The following is a 19,454-nucleotide window of genomic DNA, read 5'->3' as shown; positions in this document are numbered from 1 at the left end:
CCACTTCCCGCCCCGCCAGCGAAACAGGCCTGCTTCGGCGGGCCGGGCGTGGCTCAGGGCAGCGGCAGGGGCGGGTAGAGCCGCAGGCGCTGGGCCGGCATGTCGTAGGTGCCCGGGCCGGCGATCGGGGGCACGAGCACCGCGTCGCCGCGGAGGGGGATCTCGACGGCGGTGCCGGGATCGGCTTCGAGCGTGGCGACCGCCTTGTCGTCCCACGCCTGCCCCGGCGCGTTCGAAGGCAGCTGGTACGCGGTCACCTTGCGCAGCTCCGAGGCCGGCGGGTCGGCGTAACCGTCGTTGCGCAGGACGTAGCCGCCGGGCCGGGCGGCGACCGACTCCGGGTTGAGCGGCATGCCGCCCGCGGTCAGCACGTGCAGGGCGGGGCCGCCGCGCTTCCACGGGTCGGCGCCGTCGGCCTGGCGGTCGGCCAGGGTCTGCTTGAGCACCTTCAGGCGGTGGTCGAGGCAGATTTCGAGGCCGAAATGCGCTTTCGCGTCGAATTCGAACAGCCGCTCCCGGAGGAACGCCGCTTCCGAGTACGCCCGTTTCACCAACGGCTCGCTGGCGTTCCCGACCGCGGACCGGGTCGGCACCCCGTCCATCGACGAAGCCAGTTTCTTTTCGATGCGCCCGGCCTCGCCGCCGTCGGCCCCGCCGCGCAGGTACAGCACGCTGTTGAAGTAGGTCTTCTCGTTCGCGACCAGCACGTCCGAATACCAGAGCACCGAACCCGGCACGATCAGCCAGTTCTTGAACCGCGGGGTCCGGAACATCTTCTCCAGCGCGTCCCAGACCTGCGAGTACTGGTTCGTGGAGTAGGTGTGGCTCGTCGCCGGGTCGGCCGGCCGGAGGTAGAACTCCGGTGCCACGAACACCTTCAGCGTGCCGGGGTCGTCGTCGCCCACGTTCGCCCGCGCGATGTTGACCACCGCGGCCAGCCGCCGCAGCCGGATGAACCAGTCGGTGCTTTCCGGCGCTTTCGGTACGGCGATGTCGGGCACCGGATCGCAGAGCTTGCCGGGCGGCAGCCCCGCCAGCGTCGGCCCCGGCACGTCGGTGCGGCGGGTGGCCGTGGGGACTTCGTAGGCGATGTAACGGAAATGGGTGTACGGCACGGTTCGGCCTTCCCCTCAGTGGTGGAACGGCGATCGACGTTACCGCTTTTCCCGCGTCCCGGCTTTCGCCCGTTCGAAGTTTCCCGTTCCCGGATTTCCGGTGATCTTTCGCCGGGTGCGACGCGGAAAATGGGTCGTGCGGCCCGGCCCGGCGGGGCTACCTTGCTGCCGTGGCCGACATCAGCGGTAAGTGTGACAACGGGTTCGACAAGGTGGGCGAGGCGCTGGCGGCCTCGCTGGACGCCGGCGACGTGGGCGCTTCGGTCGCCGTCGTCGTGGACGGCGAGCTCGTGGCCGACCTGTGGGGCGGGCACCTCGACGCGGCGCGCACCACGGCGTGGGAGCGCGACACCATCACCACCGTCTGGTCCACGACCAAGACGATGACCGCGCTGTGCGCGCTGGTGCTGGCCGACCGCGGGCAGCTGGACCTGGACGCGCCGGTCGCGGCGTACTGGCCCGAATTCGCCGCCGCGGGCAAGGAAACCGTGCTGGTGCGGCACCTGCTCGGGCACACCGCGGGCCTGCCGGACTTCGACGGGCCGATCACGGTCGAGGACCTCTACGACTGGCCCGCCGTGACGGCGCGGCTGGCCGCGCAGGCGCCGCAGTGGCCGCCGGGCAGCGCGGCGGGCTACCACTCCGTCACCTTCGGGTTCCTGATCGGCGAGGTCGTCCGCCGCGTCACCGGGCGCAGCCTCGGCACGTTCTTCGCCGAAGAGATCGCCGGTCCGGTGGGCGCCGACTTCCACATCGGGCTGGGCGCCGAGCACGACCACCGGGTCGCGCCGCTGCTCGCCGATCCCCGGGGCGACAAGCCGCCGGGCTTCCTGCTCGGGGTGTCGGATTCGCACGCGACGGCGTGGCGACGCGCGGAACTGCCCGCCGTCAACGGTTACGGCAACGCCCGCTCGGTGGCCACGCTGCAGTCGGCGCTGGCGTGCGGGGGAGTGGCCGGCGGCGTCCGGCTCCTTTCGGCCGCCGGCAGCGAGCGCGTTTTCGAGGAACAGCACGACGGCGTGGACCGCGTGATCGGCGCCCCGATCCGTTACGGCCTCGGGTACCGGCTCGACGGCCGCACGTGTTCGTGGGGCGGCTGGGGTGGTTCGGTGGTGCTCGTCGACGCCGATCTCCGCATGACGGTGGCGTACGTGATGAACCAGGTCCGGTGGGAGGACGGGTACGCCCGCGGGCTCGGGCTCGTGATGGCGGCCTACGACGCGATCATGGCTTGAGCAAGACGTTTTCTGCTACTCTTGTGGTGTCCGGACCGCTCGGTTCTCGAATTCCCGAAACCTTCGATTCTTCTGCATTCGATGTGAAGGGGAATGTCATGAGTGACTACGTTCTGGCCCAGGCAGGCAACATCAACCCCGGCTTGGCGGCGATCGGCTACGGCCTCGGCGCGATCGGCCCCGGAATCGGCGTCGGCCTCATTTTCGCCGCCGTCATCAACGGTACCGCGCGGCAGCCGGAAGCGCGGGGGAAACTGCAGACGATCGCCTATTCGACGTTCGTGCTCACCGAAGTGCTCGCGTTGATCGGCATCGTGATCTATTTCATCGCGTCCACGAAGTGAGTTCGCGCGACGTCGTTTCCGCTTCGAATGCGGCGCCGATTCCGGTGAAGTGGTCCGCGGCGTCCCGCAGCAGTCCGGCGTCGTGCCGAAGGCGGGCTCGGGCGCGGATCGCGGCCGCGGCCGTCCAGCTGTTGTGTCTGGCGTACCGTCCGGCGCGCCGGAGGTGGTGCTCGGCGTCGGGGACGTCGAGCACCACCGCCAGCTCGGCCGCCACGCCGGCGGCGTACCCATCGAACCGGCCGGGCGCGAAGTCCGTTGCGGCGTCGGCGAAAGCGTTCTCGAGGCCGGTACCGGTGTGCAGCGCGACCCGGCCGCGGACGAACGCGTCCAGCGGCGCGAGGTTCGGCGACCCGGCCGGGGTGGCGACGCCGGCGACGGCAGCCGCGCGGGCGCGCCACGTCGTCATCGCCGGTTCGTCGCCGGAAAGCCCGGCGGCGAGCGCGGCCGCCAGCAGCGGAACCCCGAGGGTGGCGTTGCGCGGCGGCCCGTTTCCGGCGGTGGCTTGCCACATCTCTTCGGCGAGCGTACGGACCTCGGCGAACCGCCCGGTCAGCGCGAGGGCGGTGACCAGCCCGCTCGTGCCCCAGTACGGGTGCCCGGCGATCGCCGGATCCCCGGCGGCCTGCCTGCTCACCCGGAGCGCGTCGGCCGGCGCCCCGGTGGCGACGGCGTAGGCGATCGCGGACCGGAAGGCGTCGAGCACCTCGAGCGCGGCCCGCGGATCGCTCCGGTCCACGGCGGTGACGAGCTCGAGGCGCTCTTGCGTGGTGCGGTGGGCCAGATCCGGCCGTCCGGCGAGGGCTTCGGCGGTGCAGCGGGCGTCGAGTGCGGCACTGAGAAGCAGCAGATCCCCGGCGGCGGCCACGGCGAGGCCGGCCGCTTCGGCGGTCACCGTCTGCGGGGTTGGCCCGGACAGCCACGCCCGAGCGACGGCCACGTGCGCGTGCGCCGTCGGTGAGGCGGCGCCGTCCGCCAGCGCCGTGGCTTCGGCGAGCATCCGGTCCAGTTCGCCGTCGGGCACCGGGTGGGTGATGAACCCGGCGCCCCGGAAGCGTTCGGCCAGCACGACGGCGTCGGCCAGGCAAAGCGCCCTCGTGGCGGGATCGCCGCCGGCGCGCTCGGCGGCGACGAGCAGCAGGTCGAAGTGGTCGCGGGCGTGGTTGAGCAGGTGCGCGCAGCTGCCCGCGCGGGCCAGGTCCAGGGCGGCGCTCGCGGGGGAGGGGGCCCGGTCCGCGGCCGTGCGCCAGTGGGCCGCCGCCTCGGCCAGGAACCCGCGCGCGTAGGTCAGCCGCGCGAGCTCGGCGGCAAGGTCGTGCTCGTGCCCCTCCGCCACGCACGCACGCAGGTCGTCGGCGAGCCGGTCGAATTCGTCGCGCCAGTCGCCGCCCAAGCGGGCGATCAACTCCCGGGCGCGGCGGGTGGCCCACTGCCGGTAGCGGGCCGTGATCTCGGGCGCCTCGGCCGAATCCGCCAGCCGCTCGCGCGCGAACCGGGCGACGCCGTCGAAGAGGGCCCACCCGCCTGGCGTCCGGTGCGCCAGTGACTTGTCCACCAGCCGCCCCAGCAGGTCCGAGAGGGCGCCGACCGACAGGTCGGGGGACAGGGCCGTCGCGCCGTCGAGGTCGAAGCCGTGGCGGAAGCGGGAGACGCGGGCCAGTGCCGTGCGCTCCTCGTCGGTCAGCAGGCGGTGACTCCACTCGACCACCGAGCGCAGCGACCGGTGCCGCGGCTCCCCGCCGCGGCCGGTGGCCAGCACCCTCAGCGGGTCGTCGGCCAACCCGGCGCGCAGGCCGGCGATGCCGAGCGAGGCGACCCGCGCGGCGGCCAGTTCGATGTTCAGCGGGGAGCCGCCCAGCTCGCGACACACCTCGGCCACCTGCGCCGGGTCGGCTTCGAATGCCGGGTCGACCGCCTTCGCGCGTTCGGTGAACAGGGCGGCCGCCGCGGGCAGGGAACCCAGCTGCAGCACCGTCTCGCCGGGGACGCCGAGCCGTTCGCGGCTGGTCGTCAGCACGCTCAGGCGCGGGTTCGCCGCGGTCAGCGTGGTGATCACGTCGGCGACGTCGTCGGCCACGTGCTCGCAGTTGTCCAGCACCAGCAGCGCGCGCCCGGCCAGGTGCGCGGCGACGGCGTCGGGCAGCGGCTGCTGCGGCCGCGGGACGACGCCGAGCCCGGCCGCGACCGACTCGAGCACCGAACCCGGCCGGCTGGGGACGAGGCTGACGAACGTCGCGCCGCCCGGGAAGCCCGCCGACGCCGCCTCGGTCGCGGCCACGGCCAGCCGGGTCTTGCCCACCCCGCCCGGCCCGAGCACGGTCGTCACCCGGCTCTCGGCGACCAGCCGCACGACGGCGTCGCGCTCGGCGATCCGCCCGACGAAGCTCGTCGGCGGCTTCGGCGCGCCGACCACGAGCCCCGCCGCTTCGGCCGTGAACTCCGGTGCCTTCGCGGCCAGTTCGCGGCGGTCGCGGGCGTCCAGTTTGCGCAGCAGCGCGGACACGTGGCTCTCGACGGTCCGCACCGAAACGAAGAGCCGCTCCGCGATCTCGGCGTTGGTCAGCCGGTCCGCGAGCGCCCGCAGGACCTCGCGTTCGCGCGGCGAGATCGTCGGCGCGGGAGGCATGCCACGGAGTATGCCGCACCGGTTCTCCGTGGCGGAATCCGTGGTCACCACGGATGTCACGGGGCCGCGACCGGCCCGAGGATGACCACACACCCCGAAAGGAGCACCCCATGGTGGTCATCGCGAAGGAAGACGACCTGCGCATCGGCAGCGGGCGCACCGCCCGGTTCGAAGGCGAGGCCTACGGCTCGGGCGTCTCGTTCTTCCACGTCCACAACACCGAGGGTCAAGGCCCGAGCCCGCACGTCCACCCGTATTCGGAGACGTGGGTGGTGCTCGCCGGCGAAGCGCTCATCCGCACGTCCGACGGCGAAGTCACGGCGAACCAGGGCGACGTCGTGGTCGTCGGCGCGGGCACCGCGCACGCTTTCCGCGCGGTCGGCCCGGAGCCGCTCCGCATGATGTGCATCCACGCCTCGCCGCGCATCGAGCAGGACTTCCTCGACGACACCCGGGCCGCCGACGCCGGTGTCACCTTCTGAAAGTGGTCGCCGTCCGTCACTGCCGCACGCGGGCGGCGTGGGCGGCCAGTCCGCTGGCCATGTCCTGCATGAAGCGGCGGAGGTACCGGCGGAGGAACCAGCGCCTGCCCCAGCGCGCCGAATACGTGCCGTGCCACCGGATCCGCGTCCCGCCACCGGGGAGTCCGAGCAGCTCGACGGCGGCCCGGTAGTCCGTCAGCTGCGGGTTTTCCGCGCCCTCGTAGGCGAAGCGGCGTCCGGGCTCCAGCGCGGTGATCCGCTCCTTCGTGACGACCTTCCCGGTGCGGAACGCCCGGACCGCGCCGACCCCGGCCGGCTGCTCGCTTTCCAGCGCGTCGATCCGCGACCACGACGGCCAGCTGGGTGCGTCGAGCAAAAGGGCCCACACGGCCGAGGGCGGTGCGGTGGAGTCGGCCGTGACGTCGTAGGACTGCGTTGCGGTCATGGCGCAACGCTAGGGCGGCGGCCGGTCCCGGCTCCACGTCCGGGATTGCGGTGCCCCGCTCAGGAATTGCGGTAGGCCGACGGGCGGGTGCCGGTGTGCCGCAGGAAGGCGGCCGAAAGCGGGCCGGGGCCGGCGAAGCCGCAGCGCGCCGCGATCCGGTCGAGCGCGAGGTCCGTGGTGCGCAGCAGCCGCTTCGCCTCCTCGATCCGCAGCCGGGTGAGGAACCGGTGCGGCGTCTCGCCGGTGGTCTCCTTGAACACCCGCACGAGGTGGAAGACGGACAGGTGCACCTCGGCGGCGAGGTCGGCGAGGGTGACCGGTTCGGCGAGCCGCTCGCGCATGAGCGCCACGGCGGTGCGCACGCGAGCGTCTTCCCGGGCGGGCGTCCGCCCGGCGCGCCGCTGCCCGTGCCGGGTGATCAGGTGCGTGGTCAGGAAGGCGGCGGCGGATTCGGCGTAGAGCTCGCCGGCCTCACCGGGGAATCCGAGCGTGCGGACGGCTTCTTCGAGAAGGGCGTCCCCGGTGGCCAGCGAGGCGGCCACGGCGTCGAATTCCACGGCGCCGCCCAGTTCGGCCGCGACCGTGTCGACGGTGTCGCGCGGGACGTGGATCTGGACGCTGCGCATCGACGCGCCCCCGCGGTAGCGGCGCAGCGCGGGCCGGTGCGGGATCCCCAGCTGGAGCCGCCCGGGAACCCAGGGCGCGCCGGCCGCCGTTTCCGCCCGGCCGGACACCGGGAGCACCAGGTGCAGGTCGGCGGTGCCGGGCAGGCGCACCTCCTCGGCGACGGGCACGTGCTCGAACCGCTGGACCAGCAGCGACCGCCAGTCCAGGTGCTCCCAGCTGCAGAAGGTCCGCCGGACGTAGCGCTCCCAGGGGACACCGGCGTAGGGCTGGAGGTCGAACCGGGCGGAGTCGAACACCATGGCCCGAGGCTACCGGCGGACGCGGGTCGATTCGCGGACGACCAGTTCCGGGGTGAAGACCACCGCCTGGCGCTCCACCGTCGTGTCCGCCGTCTCCGCCAGGAGGAGTTCCGCCGCGGTGCGGCCGAGACGGCGGGCCGGCTGGCGGACCGACGTCAGCGGGACCGCGGCCGCGCCGGCGAACTCGATGTCGTCGTAGCCGACGATCGCCATCTCCTCCGGGACGCGGATGCCGGCGCCGACCATGGCCTGCAGCACGCCGAGGGCGAGCAGGTCGTTCGCGCAGAAGACCGCCGTCGGGCGGGGGCTCGTGCCCAGCAGGCGCGCGCCCGCGTCGCGGCCCGAACTGACGTCCAGGCCGATCGCCTCCAGCATGGTCAGCTCGGCCGTCGAACCCGCGAGGGCGGAGCGGACGCCCTGTTCGCGGTCGCGGCACTGGGTGAGGATCGCCGGGCCGTTGACGAACGCGATCCGGTGGTGCCCGGTCTCCAGCAGGTGCCGGGCCGCGAGCGCACCGCCCGCGATGTCGTCCACCGCCACCGAACTGGCCTCCGACGCCGGCGCCTTGCGGTCGACGAAGACGTAGGGCGTGCCGCTGCGCCGGAACGCGCGCAGGGCCTCACCGGACGTCGCGACCGGGCTCAGCAGCACCCCGCGCACCCGCTGCTCGGCGAACATCGCCAGGTACGACGCCTCGAGGTCGGAACGCTGGCCGCTGTTGCAGGTGATGATGTTGAGGCCCTCGGCGTGCGCGGCCTGCTCGGCCCCGCGGGCGACGTCGACGAAGAAGGGGTTCCCGAGATCGAGCACGAGCAGCCCCATGATCCGGCTCCGCCCGGCGCGCAGCTGCCGGGCCGACTCGTCCCGGACGTAGCCGAGCTCTTCGATCACCGAAAGCACGCGGTTCCGGGTGGCCGTCGCGACCACGTGCGGCCGGTTGACCACATTGGACACCGTGCCGATCGAGACGCCCGCGCGCTTGGCGACGTCCTTGATGCCGACCACCGCACCCCCTCGCTGAGAAGGCGTGAGCCTACCACGATCTGAAACGTTTCAGACGCTGGTTACCGCCGATAGTCGCATGATCGCGCCGCTAGGCTCTCCAGGCGCGTGTGCCTGCCACTGGGAGGAGTCCGGGTGCGGATCTTCACGATCGTCCTGTCGCTGGTGCTGACGTGGGTGCTCTCCGGGGCCGTCGCCTCGGCCTCGCCCGTCGTCGAAGGGGACACCGATGATCCGGTGACCGCCGCGCCCGCGGTGACCCGGCCGGACACCGCGCACTGCAGTGTCACCCTCGCCGATGCCTTCCGGTCCAATGCCGCCGATGGGACGCCGCAGTTCTACGAAGGCACGCTCGCGCCGCCCAAGGCTTGTCCGGGGCCGTGGGCGAAGGTCGTCATGGATCAGAGCGTCACCGTGAGCGGGCGGCAGTACGACCGGATCGGGGATCTGCGGATCGGGGGGACCGAGGTCTGGTGGGGCACGACCGAAGAGCCCAGTGGCGAGGGCCGCCGGGCGATCACCTACCACTTCGACAAGGATCTCACGCCCTACGCCGCCTTGCTGCGCTCGCCGCAGCCTTTCCGTGGGGGCATCGAGAACTACAACTCGCCCGTCTACACCGGTGTCTACGCCCAGACCGTGACGCTCACCTACTACCAGGCCGACCGCAAGCACCCCGCGCCCGAGACCGCCGACCACGTCGCCGGGTTCGGGCACGCCGACGCGACGCCCGCCGCGCCCACCGTGCACTTCAGCGCGAAAGACCTGCCGCGCAACATCACCCGCGCCTACCTCGAGGTCACCCTCGAAGGGCACGCCTGCGACGAGCAGTGGTTCGACGACGTCCCCGACGACGTCTCCGCGAAGCACCCGGCCGCCGGGTTGTGCGGCAAGGGGCCTTACCGCGAAGCGAACTTCGCGATCGATGGGACCGCCGCCGGCAGCGCGTTCACCTTCCCGCACATCTACTCCGGCGGGATCGTGCCGCAGCTGTGGCGGCCGATCGTCGCGATCGACACCTTCAGCCTGCACGCCGAAACCTACGACGTGACACCGTTCGCGGGCCGGCTCGTGGACGGCGGTGCGCATGACTTCTCCTTCTCCTTCCCGGACATCGGCGGCGAGTTCACCGTCGTCCCGACGCTACTGCTCTACACCGACAAAAACGCGACGCGCACGTCCGGCGCCCTGGTCCAGGACGACGTCGCCGCCGCACCCGCGCGCAAGACCGCGGTGAAGGACATCGACGGCGGCGTGAACGTCACCGTCACCGCGAAGCGCCACGACGTGACCGCGGGCTACGTCGACACCTCCGCCGGCCGCGTGTACACGCGCGTCGAACGCATCCGCGACTACCGCAACAGCGACGACGTCACCGGCGGCGGCTTCACCCAGCACGTCGTCCAGGCCGATTCGGGGCAGCAGACGTCGACGTCCACAGTGGACGGACGGGTGCGGTCCGCCGCGCGGCACACGTGGTCCTACCCGCTGACCACCGACGCCACCGCGAACGTCACCGACGATCAGAACCTGCGGATCTCCGGCGCGGCCGAAATGACCAAGGTCCTCGGCGACCTCACCGGCGACGGCCGGAGCTGGCGGCCGGTGCGCGCGTCGCGGGAGTGGCTGAGCTCCTCGGGCGTGCTGGCCCGTACGAACGGCGTCAACACCGAAGCCGACGGGCGTTCGCAGACGTCGTTCGCCGGCTCGGACGACCGGGGGCGCCCGTACTTCCACTACGCCGCGAGCGAGCACGGGCTGATCACCGTGGACCGGGAGGTACCGCCCCGGGGGTGAGTCCCGTCTCGCCGTCGCTCACCCGATCGGGCTAGTGCGGTACTGTCGGGTACATGGGGAGTCTGCGCTCACGGGTCCTGGGCTGGGTCGGCCGCCGGTACCTCGCCCGGCAGTCGAAAAAAGGCTTCGACCTCGAAAAGATGTCATCGCTCCTGCCCGATTCGGCGCTGCTGCCGCTCAAGCGCGACGGGCTCGACCCGGTCGCCGCGATGGCCGAGCGCCGCGCCGAGGCGCCGATCGGCAAGCTCGACCTGCCCTTCGGGATGAACGCCTGGCTGGTCACCGGTTACGACGAGGCGAAGGCCGTCCTCGGCAAGGCCACCGGGTTCTCCAGCGACTTCGGCAACCTCGTCGGCAACGCCGGGGTGACCGCGGACCAGAATCCCGGCGGCCTCGGCTTCGCGGACCCGCCGGTGCACACGCGGCTGCGCAAGCTGCTCACGCCCGAATTCACCATGCGAAGGCTCGGCCGGCTGGCCCCGCGGATCGACGAGATCGTCGCCGAGCAGCTCGACGCGATGGCCAAGACCGACGGCCCGGTCGACCTGTGGCAGGCGTTCGCGCTGCCGATCCCGTCGCTGACCATCTGCGAACTGCTCGGGGTGTCCTATGAGGACCGCGCCGAGTTCCAGCGGCTGAGCACCGCGCGCTTCGACCTCTTCGGCGGCGCGGGCGCGTCGCTCGGCGCGATGTCGGAGTCGCTGACCTACCTGCTCGACATCGTGAAGAAGCAGCGCGAGGAGCCCGGTGACGGCCTGCTCGGCATGCTGATCAAGGAACACGGCGACGAGATCGACGACCGCGAGCTGGCCGGTCTCGCCGACGGCGTCCTCACCGGCGGCCTGGAGACGACGGCGAGCATGCTGGCGCTCGGCGCGCTGGTGCTGCTGCGCGACGAGAAGGCGATGGAAGCCGTCCGCGGCGACGACGAGTCCGTGCACCGCTTCGTCGAGGAGCTGCTGCGCTACCTGACCGTGGTGCAGATGGCGTTCCCGCGCTTCGCCAAGCAGGACATGGACATCGCCGGCGTCCACATCGCCGAGGGCGACATCGTGCTGGTGTCGCTGTCGGCCGCGGACCGCGACCCGAAGCTGGGCGCGGGCATGGACGACTTCGACGCCACCCGCGAGCCGACGTCGCACCTGGCGTTCAGCTACGGCATCCACCGCTGCATCGGCGCGGAGCTGGCCCGCATGGAACTGCGCACGGCGTACCCGGCACTGATCAAGCGCTTCCCGAACCTGCGGCTCGCGGTGCCGGAGAAGGACCTTTCGTTCCGCCAGGTGTCCATTGTGTACGGACTGGACGAGCTGCCGGTCCTGGTCGACTGACCTCAGCGCACGCCGCGCGGCCGGAACTGGATGCTGATCCGCGGGCCGACCGCCCGGCTCGTCTTCGGGATCGCGTGTTCCCACGTGCGCTGGCACGAGCCGCCCATCACGATGAGGTCGCCGTGGCCGAGGGCGTAGCGGTGGGACTCGCCGCCGCCGCGGGGGCGCAGGGCCAGCTGGCGGGCCGTGCCGACCGAGATGATCGCCACCATCGTGTCCTCCGTGCTGCCGCGGCCGATCGTGTCGCCGTGCCAGGCGACGCTGTCGCGGCCGTCTCGGTAGTAGCAGAGGCCCGCCGTGCGGAACGGCTCGCCGAGTTCGCCCGCGTAGTGCTCGCTCAGCGCGGCGCGCGCCTCGGCCAGCACGGGGTGGGGGAGCGGTGCCGCTTCGCCGTAGAAGCACAGCAGCCGGGGGACGTCGACGAGCCGGTCGTACATCCGGCGCCGCTCGGCCTGCCACGGGACGCCGGTGACGAGGTCGGTGAACACCTCGTCGGCGCCGTCGAGCCAGCCCGCCTGGACGTCGATCCACGCGCCGGAGCCGAGTTCGGTCCGGCGCGGTGCCAGCGGGTGCAGCGTGACGGGGCCGGATTCGCCGAACAGCGAAGCCTGCAGTGCCGGGGTCGTCATGGGTCCGACCGTACACCACGTTCGAACAGATGTTCTACGTGAAACACCCGGCCGGACCCGCGGCGGTCAGCGCACGAACTCGTAGACCAGCTTCTGGATCCCGTTGCCGTACGACGCGCTGTCGATCAGTTTCAGGCTCTGCTTGTCCTTGTCGGTCTCGCTGAACAGCCGCTTGCCCGCCCCGAGCAGCACCGGGAACACCAGCAGGTGGAGCCGGTCGAGCAGGCCCGCGTCGGCGAGCGAGCGGTTCAGGGTGGCGCTGCCGTTGACGATGATCGGCCCGCCCTCGGTCTCCTTGAGCGCGGCGACGTCGTCCAGCGACCGCAGGATCGTCGTCTCACCCCAGTTGTCCACCAGGTCGGTGTCCTGCAGGGTGGTCGACACGACGTACTTCGGCATCGCGTTGTAGCCGGCGAACTCGACGGTCATGCCCGGCCAGACCGGCGCGAACGCCTCGTAGCTGACGCGGCCCAGCAGCAGCGCGGTGGCCTCTTCCTGCTCGGTGCCCTTCATCTCGTAGGCGGCCGGGTCGAACTCGACGTCCTTGAAGGTCCAGCCCGCGTTGCGGTAGCCGGCCTCGCCGCCCGGGGCTTCGACGACGCCGTCGAGCGAGACGAACGACGTGGAGATCAGGGTGCGCATGGGTGCTCCTCGGGGATGATCGGTGGTGCCTTCACGAGTCTGTCGAACGAGGTCCGGCGGATTCGACACCGCCCGGGAAAACTCTTGTCCGTGACGGCTCCGGCTCGTACAGTCACAGCACCGCCGCCTCGAGTGACCCAGGAGGTCGACGGTGCGCAGAATTCACGGTGCGGGCGTGCTCATGGCGGTCGCGGCAGGACTCGCGATCCTCACGCCCACGGCGGACGCCCAGGTCGGGACCGGTCCGTGGACCCCGGACTCGCCGGGCTACACCGAGCAGGAGCGGGGCTGCGGGCAGATCTCCGGCCTCACCTTCCAGCTGACGTGCTCGACCGGCAGCGGTGACCAGCGCGCGGAACGCCGCTACACCACCTACACCGGCGGCACCCACCAGTTCGAGGGCTCGTTCAAGATCACCGGCATGAGCGGCACGCGGATCAGTCTCAAGCAGACGTTCCGCGACGGCTCGAACGCCGGGCCGTACTTCCTGCTGGCCGTCGAGAAGGGCGGCCGGATGTACGCGGTGGAGGGCGGGGCGACGCTGGGCAGCGGCGCGACCGTCGGCACGTCGGTGCGGGTGAACACGATCAACCAGGTGGGCAGCTCGCACAAGGTGTACCTCAACGGCTCGCTGAAGCAGACGATCGCCAGCGCGAGCGGCAGTTACTACGACAAGTTCGGCAGCTACCGCACCTCCAGTGGCGCGGGGCCGATCACGGTGCAGTGGAGCGGCGTGAAGTTCTGGCGCAAGTAGGAGAGACGCAGCCCGACCTGTCGTTGGTCGATCGGGTCGACGCGGGATCTTCAAGCCGTGCCGCTCTCGGCGTGTGCGGTTCGAAGATCCCGTCGGCTGTGTCCCGCGGTCAGCGTCGATCGAACGGGACCGGATGGCTGTGGTTCAAGGCCACCACCGCTACCAGGCCCATACCTCGATTTGCGGCTCCTGGCTGTTCGCCGCGTCTCGCTGTGTTGCGTTCGTAACGGTCATCGGGAACCCGGCCCAGAATCCGTACTCGCGGTGATCTTCTCCTTGGTCGATGTAGACGTACGCGGGCTGGGCGGCTCCTGCCTGGAAGCTCACGGTGTCTCCCGTGTTACCGGTGTTGTAGACGTGAACCGTGGTCCGTCCCCAGAATGTCCACGTCGGGAAAGTTGCTGCTTCCCACGAGTTCAGGGTTGCGGATTTGGCGCTGGCCGGCGCGTCGTCGGGGCGTGGCATCGCTGCGTCCTCACTTTGTTTTGAATATGTTGAACGGCCCTTCGTTCTCGCGGGTCGGTCTCGGCGGCTTGATCGTCGTTATGAAGGGGGGAGAGTCGTCGATGACCGGAACCGCAACGGGTTCCACTTGTCGAACGATGATGTCGGATGATGTGTCGATCGACGGTCGGACGCTTGGCGTCACTGTCATCAATGACACGTCACCGTGCAGCGAAGGTGCGACCGAAGTCAGTCTTCCTTTGTTTCGCATGCGCCTCCGATCAATGTGGATCGCTAGCGTGATCTATCGAACAAATCCTTGGTTGTTCGAGATCTATTCTCGCGTTCGGATTGCTGCTCAAGCCTCCTTCGATATTCGATCCGCATCGAATGCTAGTCCTCATTGAAAATGATCGGAATAGCGTATTGGGACGCGCCATGCGTCCGTCTGGCGGCGCTCTGATTGCTCCCGGGTCACGCCGGGGGTGCCGCCCACGCGGCGAGGTCGTCCCACGCGGACAGCCGCAGGCCGCTGGTGAAGCGGTGGGGTGTCCCGGTGACCGGGTCGTCGAACGCGAGCACCTTCGCCAGCAGCTGCAACGGTTTCGTGAAGTCGCCGAGGGGCTTTTCCCGCAGTTGCGGGTAGAAGTCGTCGCCGAGGATGGGGATGCCGAGGCCGCTGAGGTGGACGCGCAGCTGGTGCGTGCGGCCGGTCGAGGGCCGGAGCCGGTAGCGGCCCAGACCGTCGCGGTGCTCGGCCAGTTCGACGTACGTCTCCGCGTTCGGCTCGCCCGGCTCCTCGCGCGCGGCGAGCACCCCGCGCTCCTTGACGATCCGGCTCCGGACCGTCCGCGGCAGCTCCAGGGTCGCGTCGTACGGGGCGATCGCCTCGTACTCCTTGTGCACGCGGCGGTCGCGGAACAGCGTCTGGTACTTGCCGCGCAGCTCCGGCGTGATCACGAACATCACCAGGCCGGCGGTGACCCGGTCGAGCCGGTGCGCGGGGGAGAGCTGCGGGAGGTCCAGCTCGCGCCGCAAGCGCACGAGCGCCGTCTCCAGGATGTGCTGCCCGCGCGGGATGGTCGCCAGGAAGTGCGGCTTGTCGACGACCAGCAGGTGCTCGTCGCGGTGCACGACACGGATCTCGAACGGGACCGGCACCTCGTCCGGCAGGTCGCGGTGGAACCAGATGAACGAGCCGGGCTCGAACGGCGTGTCGACGCCGAGCGGGCCGTCGAGGCCGTGGATGCGCTCCTCGCGCAGCATTTCCTCGATGCGGCCGGGCGCGACCCGGGGCAGCCGGTCGACGAGGTGCGCCAGCAGGGTCGGCCACCCGCCCTCGTCGGGGAGCTTCAGCCGGGCGGGGTCCAGCCCGTGGCGCGGCGGGATCGGGGGCCGGAGCTTGCGTCTCATGGTCCCCGGACTCTAACTAACCCTCCGAGGGGGTCCGGTAGCGCGCGAGGTAGCGGGCGGTCGCCTCGGCGTTCTTCTCCTCGGCGGCTTCGGCGCGCAGGCGGCGTCCGGTGTTGTGCGGGAAGCCCTGCCGGCCGAGCCGGTGCTCGACGCTCTCCTCCATGTACGCGCAGGAGTAGAAGTACGCGACGAGCGCGGCCATGAGGACCAGTGAGAGCCGCAGCCAGATCGAGCCGGGCAGCAGCAGCCACACCGCGCACAGCGGCAGGATGCCGACCGACCGCTGCAGGACGTACCGCGCCCGCCAGTGCTTCGACGTCGCGTCGTGCAGGGCCCAGTCGTTGAGGCGCGCGGGAAGCCGGACGCCCACGGCGTAGCCGAACCAGCGGAGCACACTCGGTCGTTCCATGAGTTCCATAGTACACTAATGCTTAGTGCACTAATCATTAGCGCGATCGGCGACACAGTAGGATCGGGGACATGATCGACCTGGGTGAGGACCCGCTGAAGCTGGACCGGCAGGTGTGTTTCGCGCTGTCGGTGGCTTCGCGCAGCGTGATCGCGATCTACCGGCCGCTGCTCGAGCCGTACGGCCTGACCCACCCGCAGTACCTGGTGATGCTGGCGCTATGGGAACGCTCGCCGCGCTCGGTGAAGGACCTCGGCGCGTCGCTGCGCCACGAGCCCGCGACGCTGTCCCCGCTGCTGAAGCGGCTGGAGGCACTGGGGTACGTGACGCGGGCGCGGAGCCGGGCGGACGAGCGGCAGCTGACCGTCGAGCTGACGGAGCAGGGGCGCGCGTTGCGGGCGGAGGCGGAGAAGATCCCGTACAAGGTCGTCGAGACCCTCGGGATGGACCTGCCGGAGCTGGAGGCGCTGCACGCCGCGCTGAGCCGGGTGATCAGCGCGACCGCCTGAGGAAGGCTGCTTGACGATTGTTCGCTCGACTGCCGGGTCCTACCCACGATCCAGTGGAGTGTTCCGCTTCTGGATGAGAATTGTTTGGAACAGTACTGTCGAACTTCCCCTGAGTGAATGTAGACCAGTACACTCTCCCGATGGTTGTCGACGACAGTTCGGTCCGGATCATGAGCATCCTGGACGACCGTCAGCGCGCGGCACTCGAAGGGCTGGGTAGCCCAGTCCGCTTCCCGGCCGGAGAGACGATCTTTTGGGAGGGGCAGCCGTCGAGGTCGGTGCTGATCATCCAGGAAGGGCACCTCAAGATCACCCGGAAGGCCGCCGGGGGCGCCGAGGTGATTCTCGGCATTTTCGGACCAGGCGAAGTGATGGGTGACGAAGGTGCCTTGATGGACGAGCCACGTTCGGCGACGGTTACCACCATTACAGACGTCTCAGGGGTCGACATCTCCGCCGAGCAACTCTTCGAGTTCGTCGAGCAACAACACCTCTGGCCGCTGATGTACCGGACAGTCGTGCAGCGTCGACGCCAGATGAGCCAGCAGGTCCTGCTGGCTCATCTGGACGTCAAGGGCCGGCTGGCTGATTGGCTGTTGCATCTGGCGAAAGAGGTCGGCAGGCACGTCGACGACGGCTGGGTCATCGAAACGACGCTGTCGCAGTCGGATCTGGCTGCCCGCATCGGCGCATCACGGGACGCCGTGGCCATCGAGCTGCGGCGGTTCCGCGAACAGAAACTGCTCAGCACAGCGCGGAGGCGCATTGTGCTGCACGATTTGGAGGCCCTGCGGCGGCTCTCCTCGGACGATCGGTGGAAGCAAGGATGAGCGAGCTCGGGCCGTTCCAGGCGATGTGGCGGGCGTGGGACGCGGTGGACGAGGAACTGAAGGCCAAGCCCCTCGGGCACTTCGAGCGGTCGATCGAGATTCAATTCGAGGAAATGCGTGAACACCTCGCGGCGGGCGATCGTGATGCAGCCGTGCGAGAGGCGGTCGACGTCGTCAGCATCGGTCTGAATTGCCTCCGTTGGATGGGGCTCGATCCGACCGAGGTAGCCGAAGCCGTGCGGTCTCGCACCGATACGCGGATGCAGGGCAAGACTCACGAGATCCTCGACAAGTACCAGCGGCTCCACGGCATCTGACCGGGGGTGACGAGATGTCGGACAGGATTCCCGCTGGGCGGGCGGCCAAAGACAGCTTCTTGCTGATCTGTGACGAGTGGTCGCCGACCCGGGGCGGGATCACGACCTTCAACCGCATGCTGGCAATCATGCTGGCCAAGGAAGGTCACCCGACCCGCTGTCTTGTCCGCCGGGCTTCGGACCGGGAACTCGAGGACGCCGCCGCTCGTGGCGTCGAGCTAGTGCCCGCGGTGGTCACTCCAGGCGGGCCGGAGCTGCTCCTCTTGCCCGCGGCGATCGCCGCGGCGCCGCCCGATGTCGTCGTCGGGCACGATCTTGTCTCCGGCCCGGCCGCGTGGACCTATGCGAAGCACTTCTTCCCAGGAGCGAAGCTCGTCCACATCATGCACACGCCGCACGCGCAGAACGAGCCGCAGAAGCGGCCCGACGCGGCATGGACTCGAACCGAAGAATGCGAGCGCCAGACCCGACGAATCGCCGCCGACGCCGATGTCGTGGCAGCGGTGGGCCCGCTGCTGGCACGTCGCCTCGATGGGATCGTCGGGGACGGCTTCGGTGGCACGAACGTGGTTCAGCTCGACCCGGGGATGACTGTCCCCGAGCAGCATCCGCTGCGCAGGCGGAACGTGCCGGTGAACCGAACGGTCGCCGTCCTGTCCCGAGCACGCCACTTGCGCCCGAAGGGCCTGGACATCGCGGCGAAGGCGATCAAAGACGTCGTCGTCCCAGCTGGTACCCCCGTCCCCGAACTGCTGATCCGGGGTGCCGAAGCCGGGCATTGCGACGAGGTGCGCGAAAACTTCGTCAAGGCGTATGGCATTGCCCGTGATCTCCTGGACGTTCGGCCGTTCACCTGCGATCCCGAAGAAGTCGCCCGTGACTTCCGGCGTGCAGCGCTCTGCTTGATGCCTTCGCGCGTCGAAGGCTTCGGATTGGTGGGGCTGGAGGCCATCGGATACGGGACACCCGTGCTGCTCAGCAGTAAGAGCGGGGTTGCCGAGACGCTCCGCAGCCACCTCGAGGTGGCTGCGGAACCGATGATCGTGCCAGTCAAGGACGACGGCAGGGACGTCGATCGGTGGAAGGACGCGATTCAACGGGTGTTCGCCGACCTCCCCGCGGCGTTCGCGTACGTCCACGATGTGCGGGCGAAACTCGGCGGGATCCTCACGTGGGAGAACACCGCGCGTACCTTGATCGAGAGCGTTGTGGCTGCGGGTGTTCCGGTGCAGGCCTGAAGTCCGGTCTCCGGAATGCGGTGCCGTCACGGACGTTGTATTCGAGGGGGCCGAGTCGTCAGGGGGCAGTGTGCTGAAGATCAGGCTGGGCGTCGCACCGGCGGCGGGAACGGGACCCGGCGAGTTCGCCGGGCTGGCGCGGCGGCTGGAGGACGCCGGCGTCGACTCGCTCTGGCTGTCGGAACTCGTCTACTCACCCGAAGTCGACCCCCTCATCGGCATGACGCACGCGCTCGCGACGACCGCGAAGCTCAAGGTCGGCACCGGTGTGGCGATCCTGCCGGGCCGGCACCCGGTGCTCGTCGCGAAGCAGCTGCTCACCCTGGCCGGCCTGGCGCCCAAGCGGGTGCTGCCGGTCTTCGGGCTGCGCCCGGCCCGCGCCGCCGAGCACGACCTCTTCCCGGTGCCCGCCGGGCGCCGGGCCGCCGTCTTCGACGAGTCGCTGACCCTGCTGCGGCGGCTGCTCGAAGAGGACGAAGTCTCCTTCGACGGCGAGTTCTTCCACGTCGACGGCGTCCACCTCGGGCCGCGCCCGGCCAAGCGGCTCGACGTCTGGCTCGGGGGAGCGGCGCCGGCCGCCCTGCGCCGCACGGGACGGCTCGCCGACGGGTGGCTCGGCAGCTTCCACACGCCGGCCCAGGCGCGCGACGCCCGCATCGCGATCCAGGAAGCCGCGGCGGAGGCGGGCCGGGAGATCGAAGCGGACCACTTCGGGCTCAGCCTGGCCGTGGCCGACAAGGGGCTGCCGGACGAGCTGATCGCCGCGGCGGCCAAGCGGCGTCCCGGCGTGCCGGTCACCGACCTGGTGGCGACGAGCTGGCCCGAGGCGCGCCGGCTGGTGGAGCAGCACATCGAGGCCGGGCTGTCGAAGTTCGTCATCCGGCCCGGCCACGGCGACTTCGACGAGTTCCTGGCGAACTTCCAGGCGGAGCTCATGCCGCTGCAGAACTGATGTACCTACTGGTAGGT

The 19,454-nt window shown here is 70.5% G+C and carries 21 protein-coding genes; 11 read left to right on the top strand and 10 right to left on the bottom strand.

Annotated elements, in window-relative coordinates; translation table 11 throughout:
* Positions 1-53: 53 nt before the first annotated feature.
* Complete coding sequence (locus MUY14_RS18250) at positions 54-1,115, bottom strand: hypothetical protein (protein WP_247024205.1); 1,062 nt, start codon at positions 1,113-1,115, stop codon at positions 54-56.
* Positions 1,116-1,285: 170 nt separating this feature from the next.
* Between MUY14_RS18250 and MUY14_RS18245 the strand changes: the two genes are divergently transcribed.
* On the top strand, positions 1,286-2,350 hold the full coding sequence (locus tag MUY14_RS18245; RefSeq protein ID WP_247024204.1) for a serine hydrolase: 1,065 nt from the start codon (positions 1,286-1,288) through the stop codon (positions 2,348-2,350).
* 98 nt (positions 2,351-2,448) lie between these two features.
* A complete protein-coding gene (locus MUY14_RS18240) occupies positions 2,449-2,694 on the top strand; it encodes an ATP F0F1 synthase subunit C (protein ID WP_281506331.1) in 246 nt (81 codons plus the stop codon).
* Here the strand turns inward: MUY14_RS18240 and MUY14_RS18235 are convergent.
* A complete protein-coding gene (locus MUY14_RS18235; protein ID WP_247024203.1) occupies positions 2,675-5,317 on the bottom strand; it encodes a LuxR C-terminal-related transcriptional regulator in 2,643 nt (880 codons plus the stop codon). The genes MUY14_RS18240 and MUY14_RS18235 overlap by 20 nt on opposite strands.
* A gap of 110 nt (positions 5,318-5,427) precedes the next feature.
* Between MUY14_RS18235 and MUY14_RS18230 the strand changes: the two genes are divergently transcribed.
* Positions 5,428-5,799, top strand: coding sequence for a cupin domain-containing protein (locus tag MUY14_RS18230; RefSeq protein ID WP_247024202.1), 372 nt, complete (start codon positions 5,428-5,430; stop codon positions 5,797-5,799).
* A 16-nt stretch (positions 5,800-5,815) separates the two neighbouring features.
* Here MUY14_RS18230 and MUY14_RS18225 read toward each other — a convergent pair whose 3' ends face one another.
* From MUY14_RS18225 to MUY14_RS18215, 3 genes are read right to left on the bottom strand one after another with little or no spacing between them, the layout of a single operon-like run.
* Complete coding sequence (locus tag MUY14_RS18225; protein WP_247024201.1) at positions 5,816-6,244, bottom strand: SRPBCC family protein; 429 nt, start codon at positions 6,242-6,244, stop codon at positions 5,816-5,818.
* Between the two features lie 59 nt (positions 6,245-6,303).
* Entirely contained in the window at positions 6,304-7,170 is an 867-nt protein-coding gene (locus MUY14_RS18220; protein ID WP_247024200.1) for a helix-turn-helix domain-containing protein, read from the bottom strand.
* Positions 7,171-7,179: 9 nt separating this feature from the next.
* A complete protein-coding gene (locus MUY14_RS18215; protein WP_247024199.1) occupies positions 7,180-8,175 on the bottom strand; it encodes a LacI family DNA-binding transcriptional regulator in 996 nt (331 codons plus the stop codon).
* A gap of 132 nt (positions 8,176-8,307) precedes the next feature.
* Here MUY14_RS18215 and MUY14_RS18210 point away from each other — a divergent pair, with 132 nt between their 5' ends.
* Together MUY14_RS18210 and MUY14_RS18205 are read left to right on the top strand one after the other, a co-directional pair.
* On the top strand, positions 8,308-9,969 hold the full coding sequence (locus tag MUY14_RS18210) for a peptide-N4-asparagine amidase (RefSeq protein ID WP_247024198.1): 1,662 nt from the start codon (positions 8,308-8,310) through the stop codon (positions 9,967-9,969).
* Positions 9,970-10,022: 53 nt separating this feature from the next.
* The gene (locus tag MUY14_RS18205) at positions 10,023-11,300 is read left to right on the top strand and encodes a cytochrome P450 (protein WP_247024197.1); all 1,278 of its coding nucleotides are present in this window, start codon (positions 10,023-10,025) and stop codon (positions 11,298-11,300) included.
* Positions 11,301-11,302: 2 nt separating this feature from the next.
* Here MUY14_RS18205 and MUY14_RS18200 read toward each other — a convergent pair whose 3' ends face one another.
* Positions 11,303-11,929 (bottom strand): alpha-ketoglutarate-dependent dioxygenase AlkB, encoded by a 627-nt coding sequence (locus MUY14_RS18200; RefSeq protein ID WP_247024196.1) that lies wholly within the window; start codon positions 11,927-11,929, stop codon positions 11,303-11,305.
* A gap of 66 nt (positions 11,930-11,995) precedes the next feature.
* Complete coding sequence (locus MUY14_RS18195) at positions 11,996-12,571, bottom strand: dihydrofolate reductase family protein (protein ID WP_247024195.1); 576 nt, start codon at positions 12,569-12,571, stop codon at positions 11,996-11,998.
* Between the two features lie 181 nt (positions 12,572-12,752).
* Between MUY14_RS18195 and MUY14_RS18190 the strand changes: the two genes are divergently transcribed.
* Positions 12,753-13,325, top strand: a complete 573-nt coding sequence (locus tag MUY14_RS18190) for a hypothetical protein (RefSeq protein ID WP_247025163.1) — start codon at positions 12,753-12,755, stop codon at positions 13,323-13,325.
* A 159-nt stretch (positions 13,326-13,484) separates the two neighbouring features.
* On the opposite strand, the gene MUY14_RS18185 is transcribed toward MUY14_RS18190, so the two are convergent.
* The 3 genes from MUY14_RS18185 to MUY14_RS18175 form a co-directional block, all read right to left on the bottom strand.
* Positions 13,485-13,790: a hypothetical protein gene (locus MUY14_RS18185; RefSeq protein ID WP_247024194.1), complete on the bottom strand. Its 306-nt coding sequence runs from the start codon at positions 13,788-13,790 to the stop codon at positions 13,485-13,487.
* Between the two features lie 453 nt (positions 13,791-14,243).
* On the bottom strand, positions 14,244-15,182 hold the full coding sequence (locus tag MUY14_RS18180) for an RluA family pseudouridine synthase (RefSeq protein WP_247024193.1): 939 nt from the start codon (positions 15,180-15,182) through the stop codon (positions 14,244-14,246).
* A 16-nt stretch (positions 15,183-15,198) separates the two neighbouring features.
* Positions 15,199-15,576, bottom strand: a complete 378-nt coding sequence (locus MUY14_RS18175) for a DUF5313 domain-containing protein (RefSeq protein WP_247025162.1) — start codon at positions 15,574-15,576, stop codon at positions 15,199-15,201.
* A gap of 86 nt (positions 15,577-15,662) precedes the next feature.
* On the opposite strand from MUY14_RS18175, the gene MUY14_RS18170 reads away from it, so the two are divergent.
* The 5 genes from MUY14_RS18170 (at position 15,663) to MUY14_RS18150 (ending at position 19,437) form a co-directional block, all read left to right on the top strand.
* Positions 15,663-16,100, top strand: a complete 438-nt coding sequence (locus MUY14_RS18170; protein ID WP_247024192.1) for a MarR family winged helix-turn-helix transcriptional regulator — start codon at positions 15,663-15,665, stop codon at positions 16,098-16,100.
* A 140-nt stretch (positions 16,101-16,240) separates the two neighbouring features.
* Entirely contained in the window at positions 16,241-16,930 is a 690-nt protein-coding gene (locus tag MUY14_RS18165) for a Crp/Fnr family transcriptional regulator (RefSeq protein ID WP_247024191.1), read from the top strand.
* A complete protein-coding gene (locus MUY14_RS18160) occupies positions 16,927-17,247 on the top strand; it encodes a hypothetical protein (protein ID WP_247024190.1) in 321 nt (106 codons plus the stop codon). The genes MUY14_RS18165 and MUY14_RS18160 overlap by 4 nt, the downstream gene beginning before the upstream one ends.
* 14 nt (positions 17,248-17,261) lie before the next feature.
* Positions 17,262-18,485, top strand: a complete 1,224-nt coding sequence (locus MUY14_RS18155) for a glycosyltransferase family 4 protein (protein WP_247024189.1) — start codon at positions 17,262-17,264, stop codon at positions 18,483-18,485.
* A 70-nt stretch (positions 18,486-18,555) separates the two neighbouring features.
* Positions 18,556-19,437: a TIGR03854 family LLM class F420-dependent oxidoreductase gene (locus MUY14_RS18150; RefSeq protein ID WP_247024188.1), complete on the top strand. Its 882-nt coding sequence runs from the start codon at positions 18,556-18,558 to the stop codon at positions 19,435-19,437.
* Positions 19,438-19,454 lie beyond the last annotated feature (17 nt).

The organism is Amycolatopsis sp. FBCC-B4732 (genome assembly GCF_023008405.1).
Classification (GTDB): Bacteria; Actinomycetota; Actinomycetes; order Mycobacteriales; family Pseudonocardiaceae; genus Amycolatopsis; species Amycolatopsis pretoriensis_A.
This window is presented reverse-complemented; position numbering and strand designations above follow the sequence as displayed.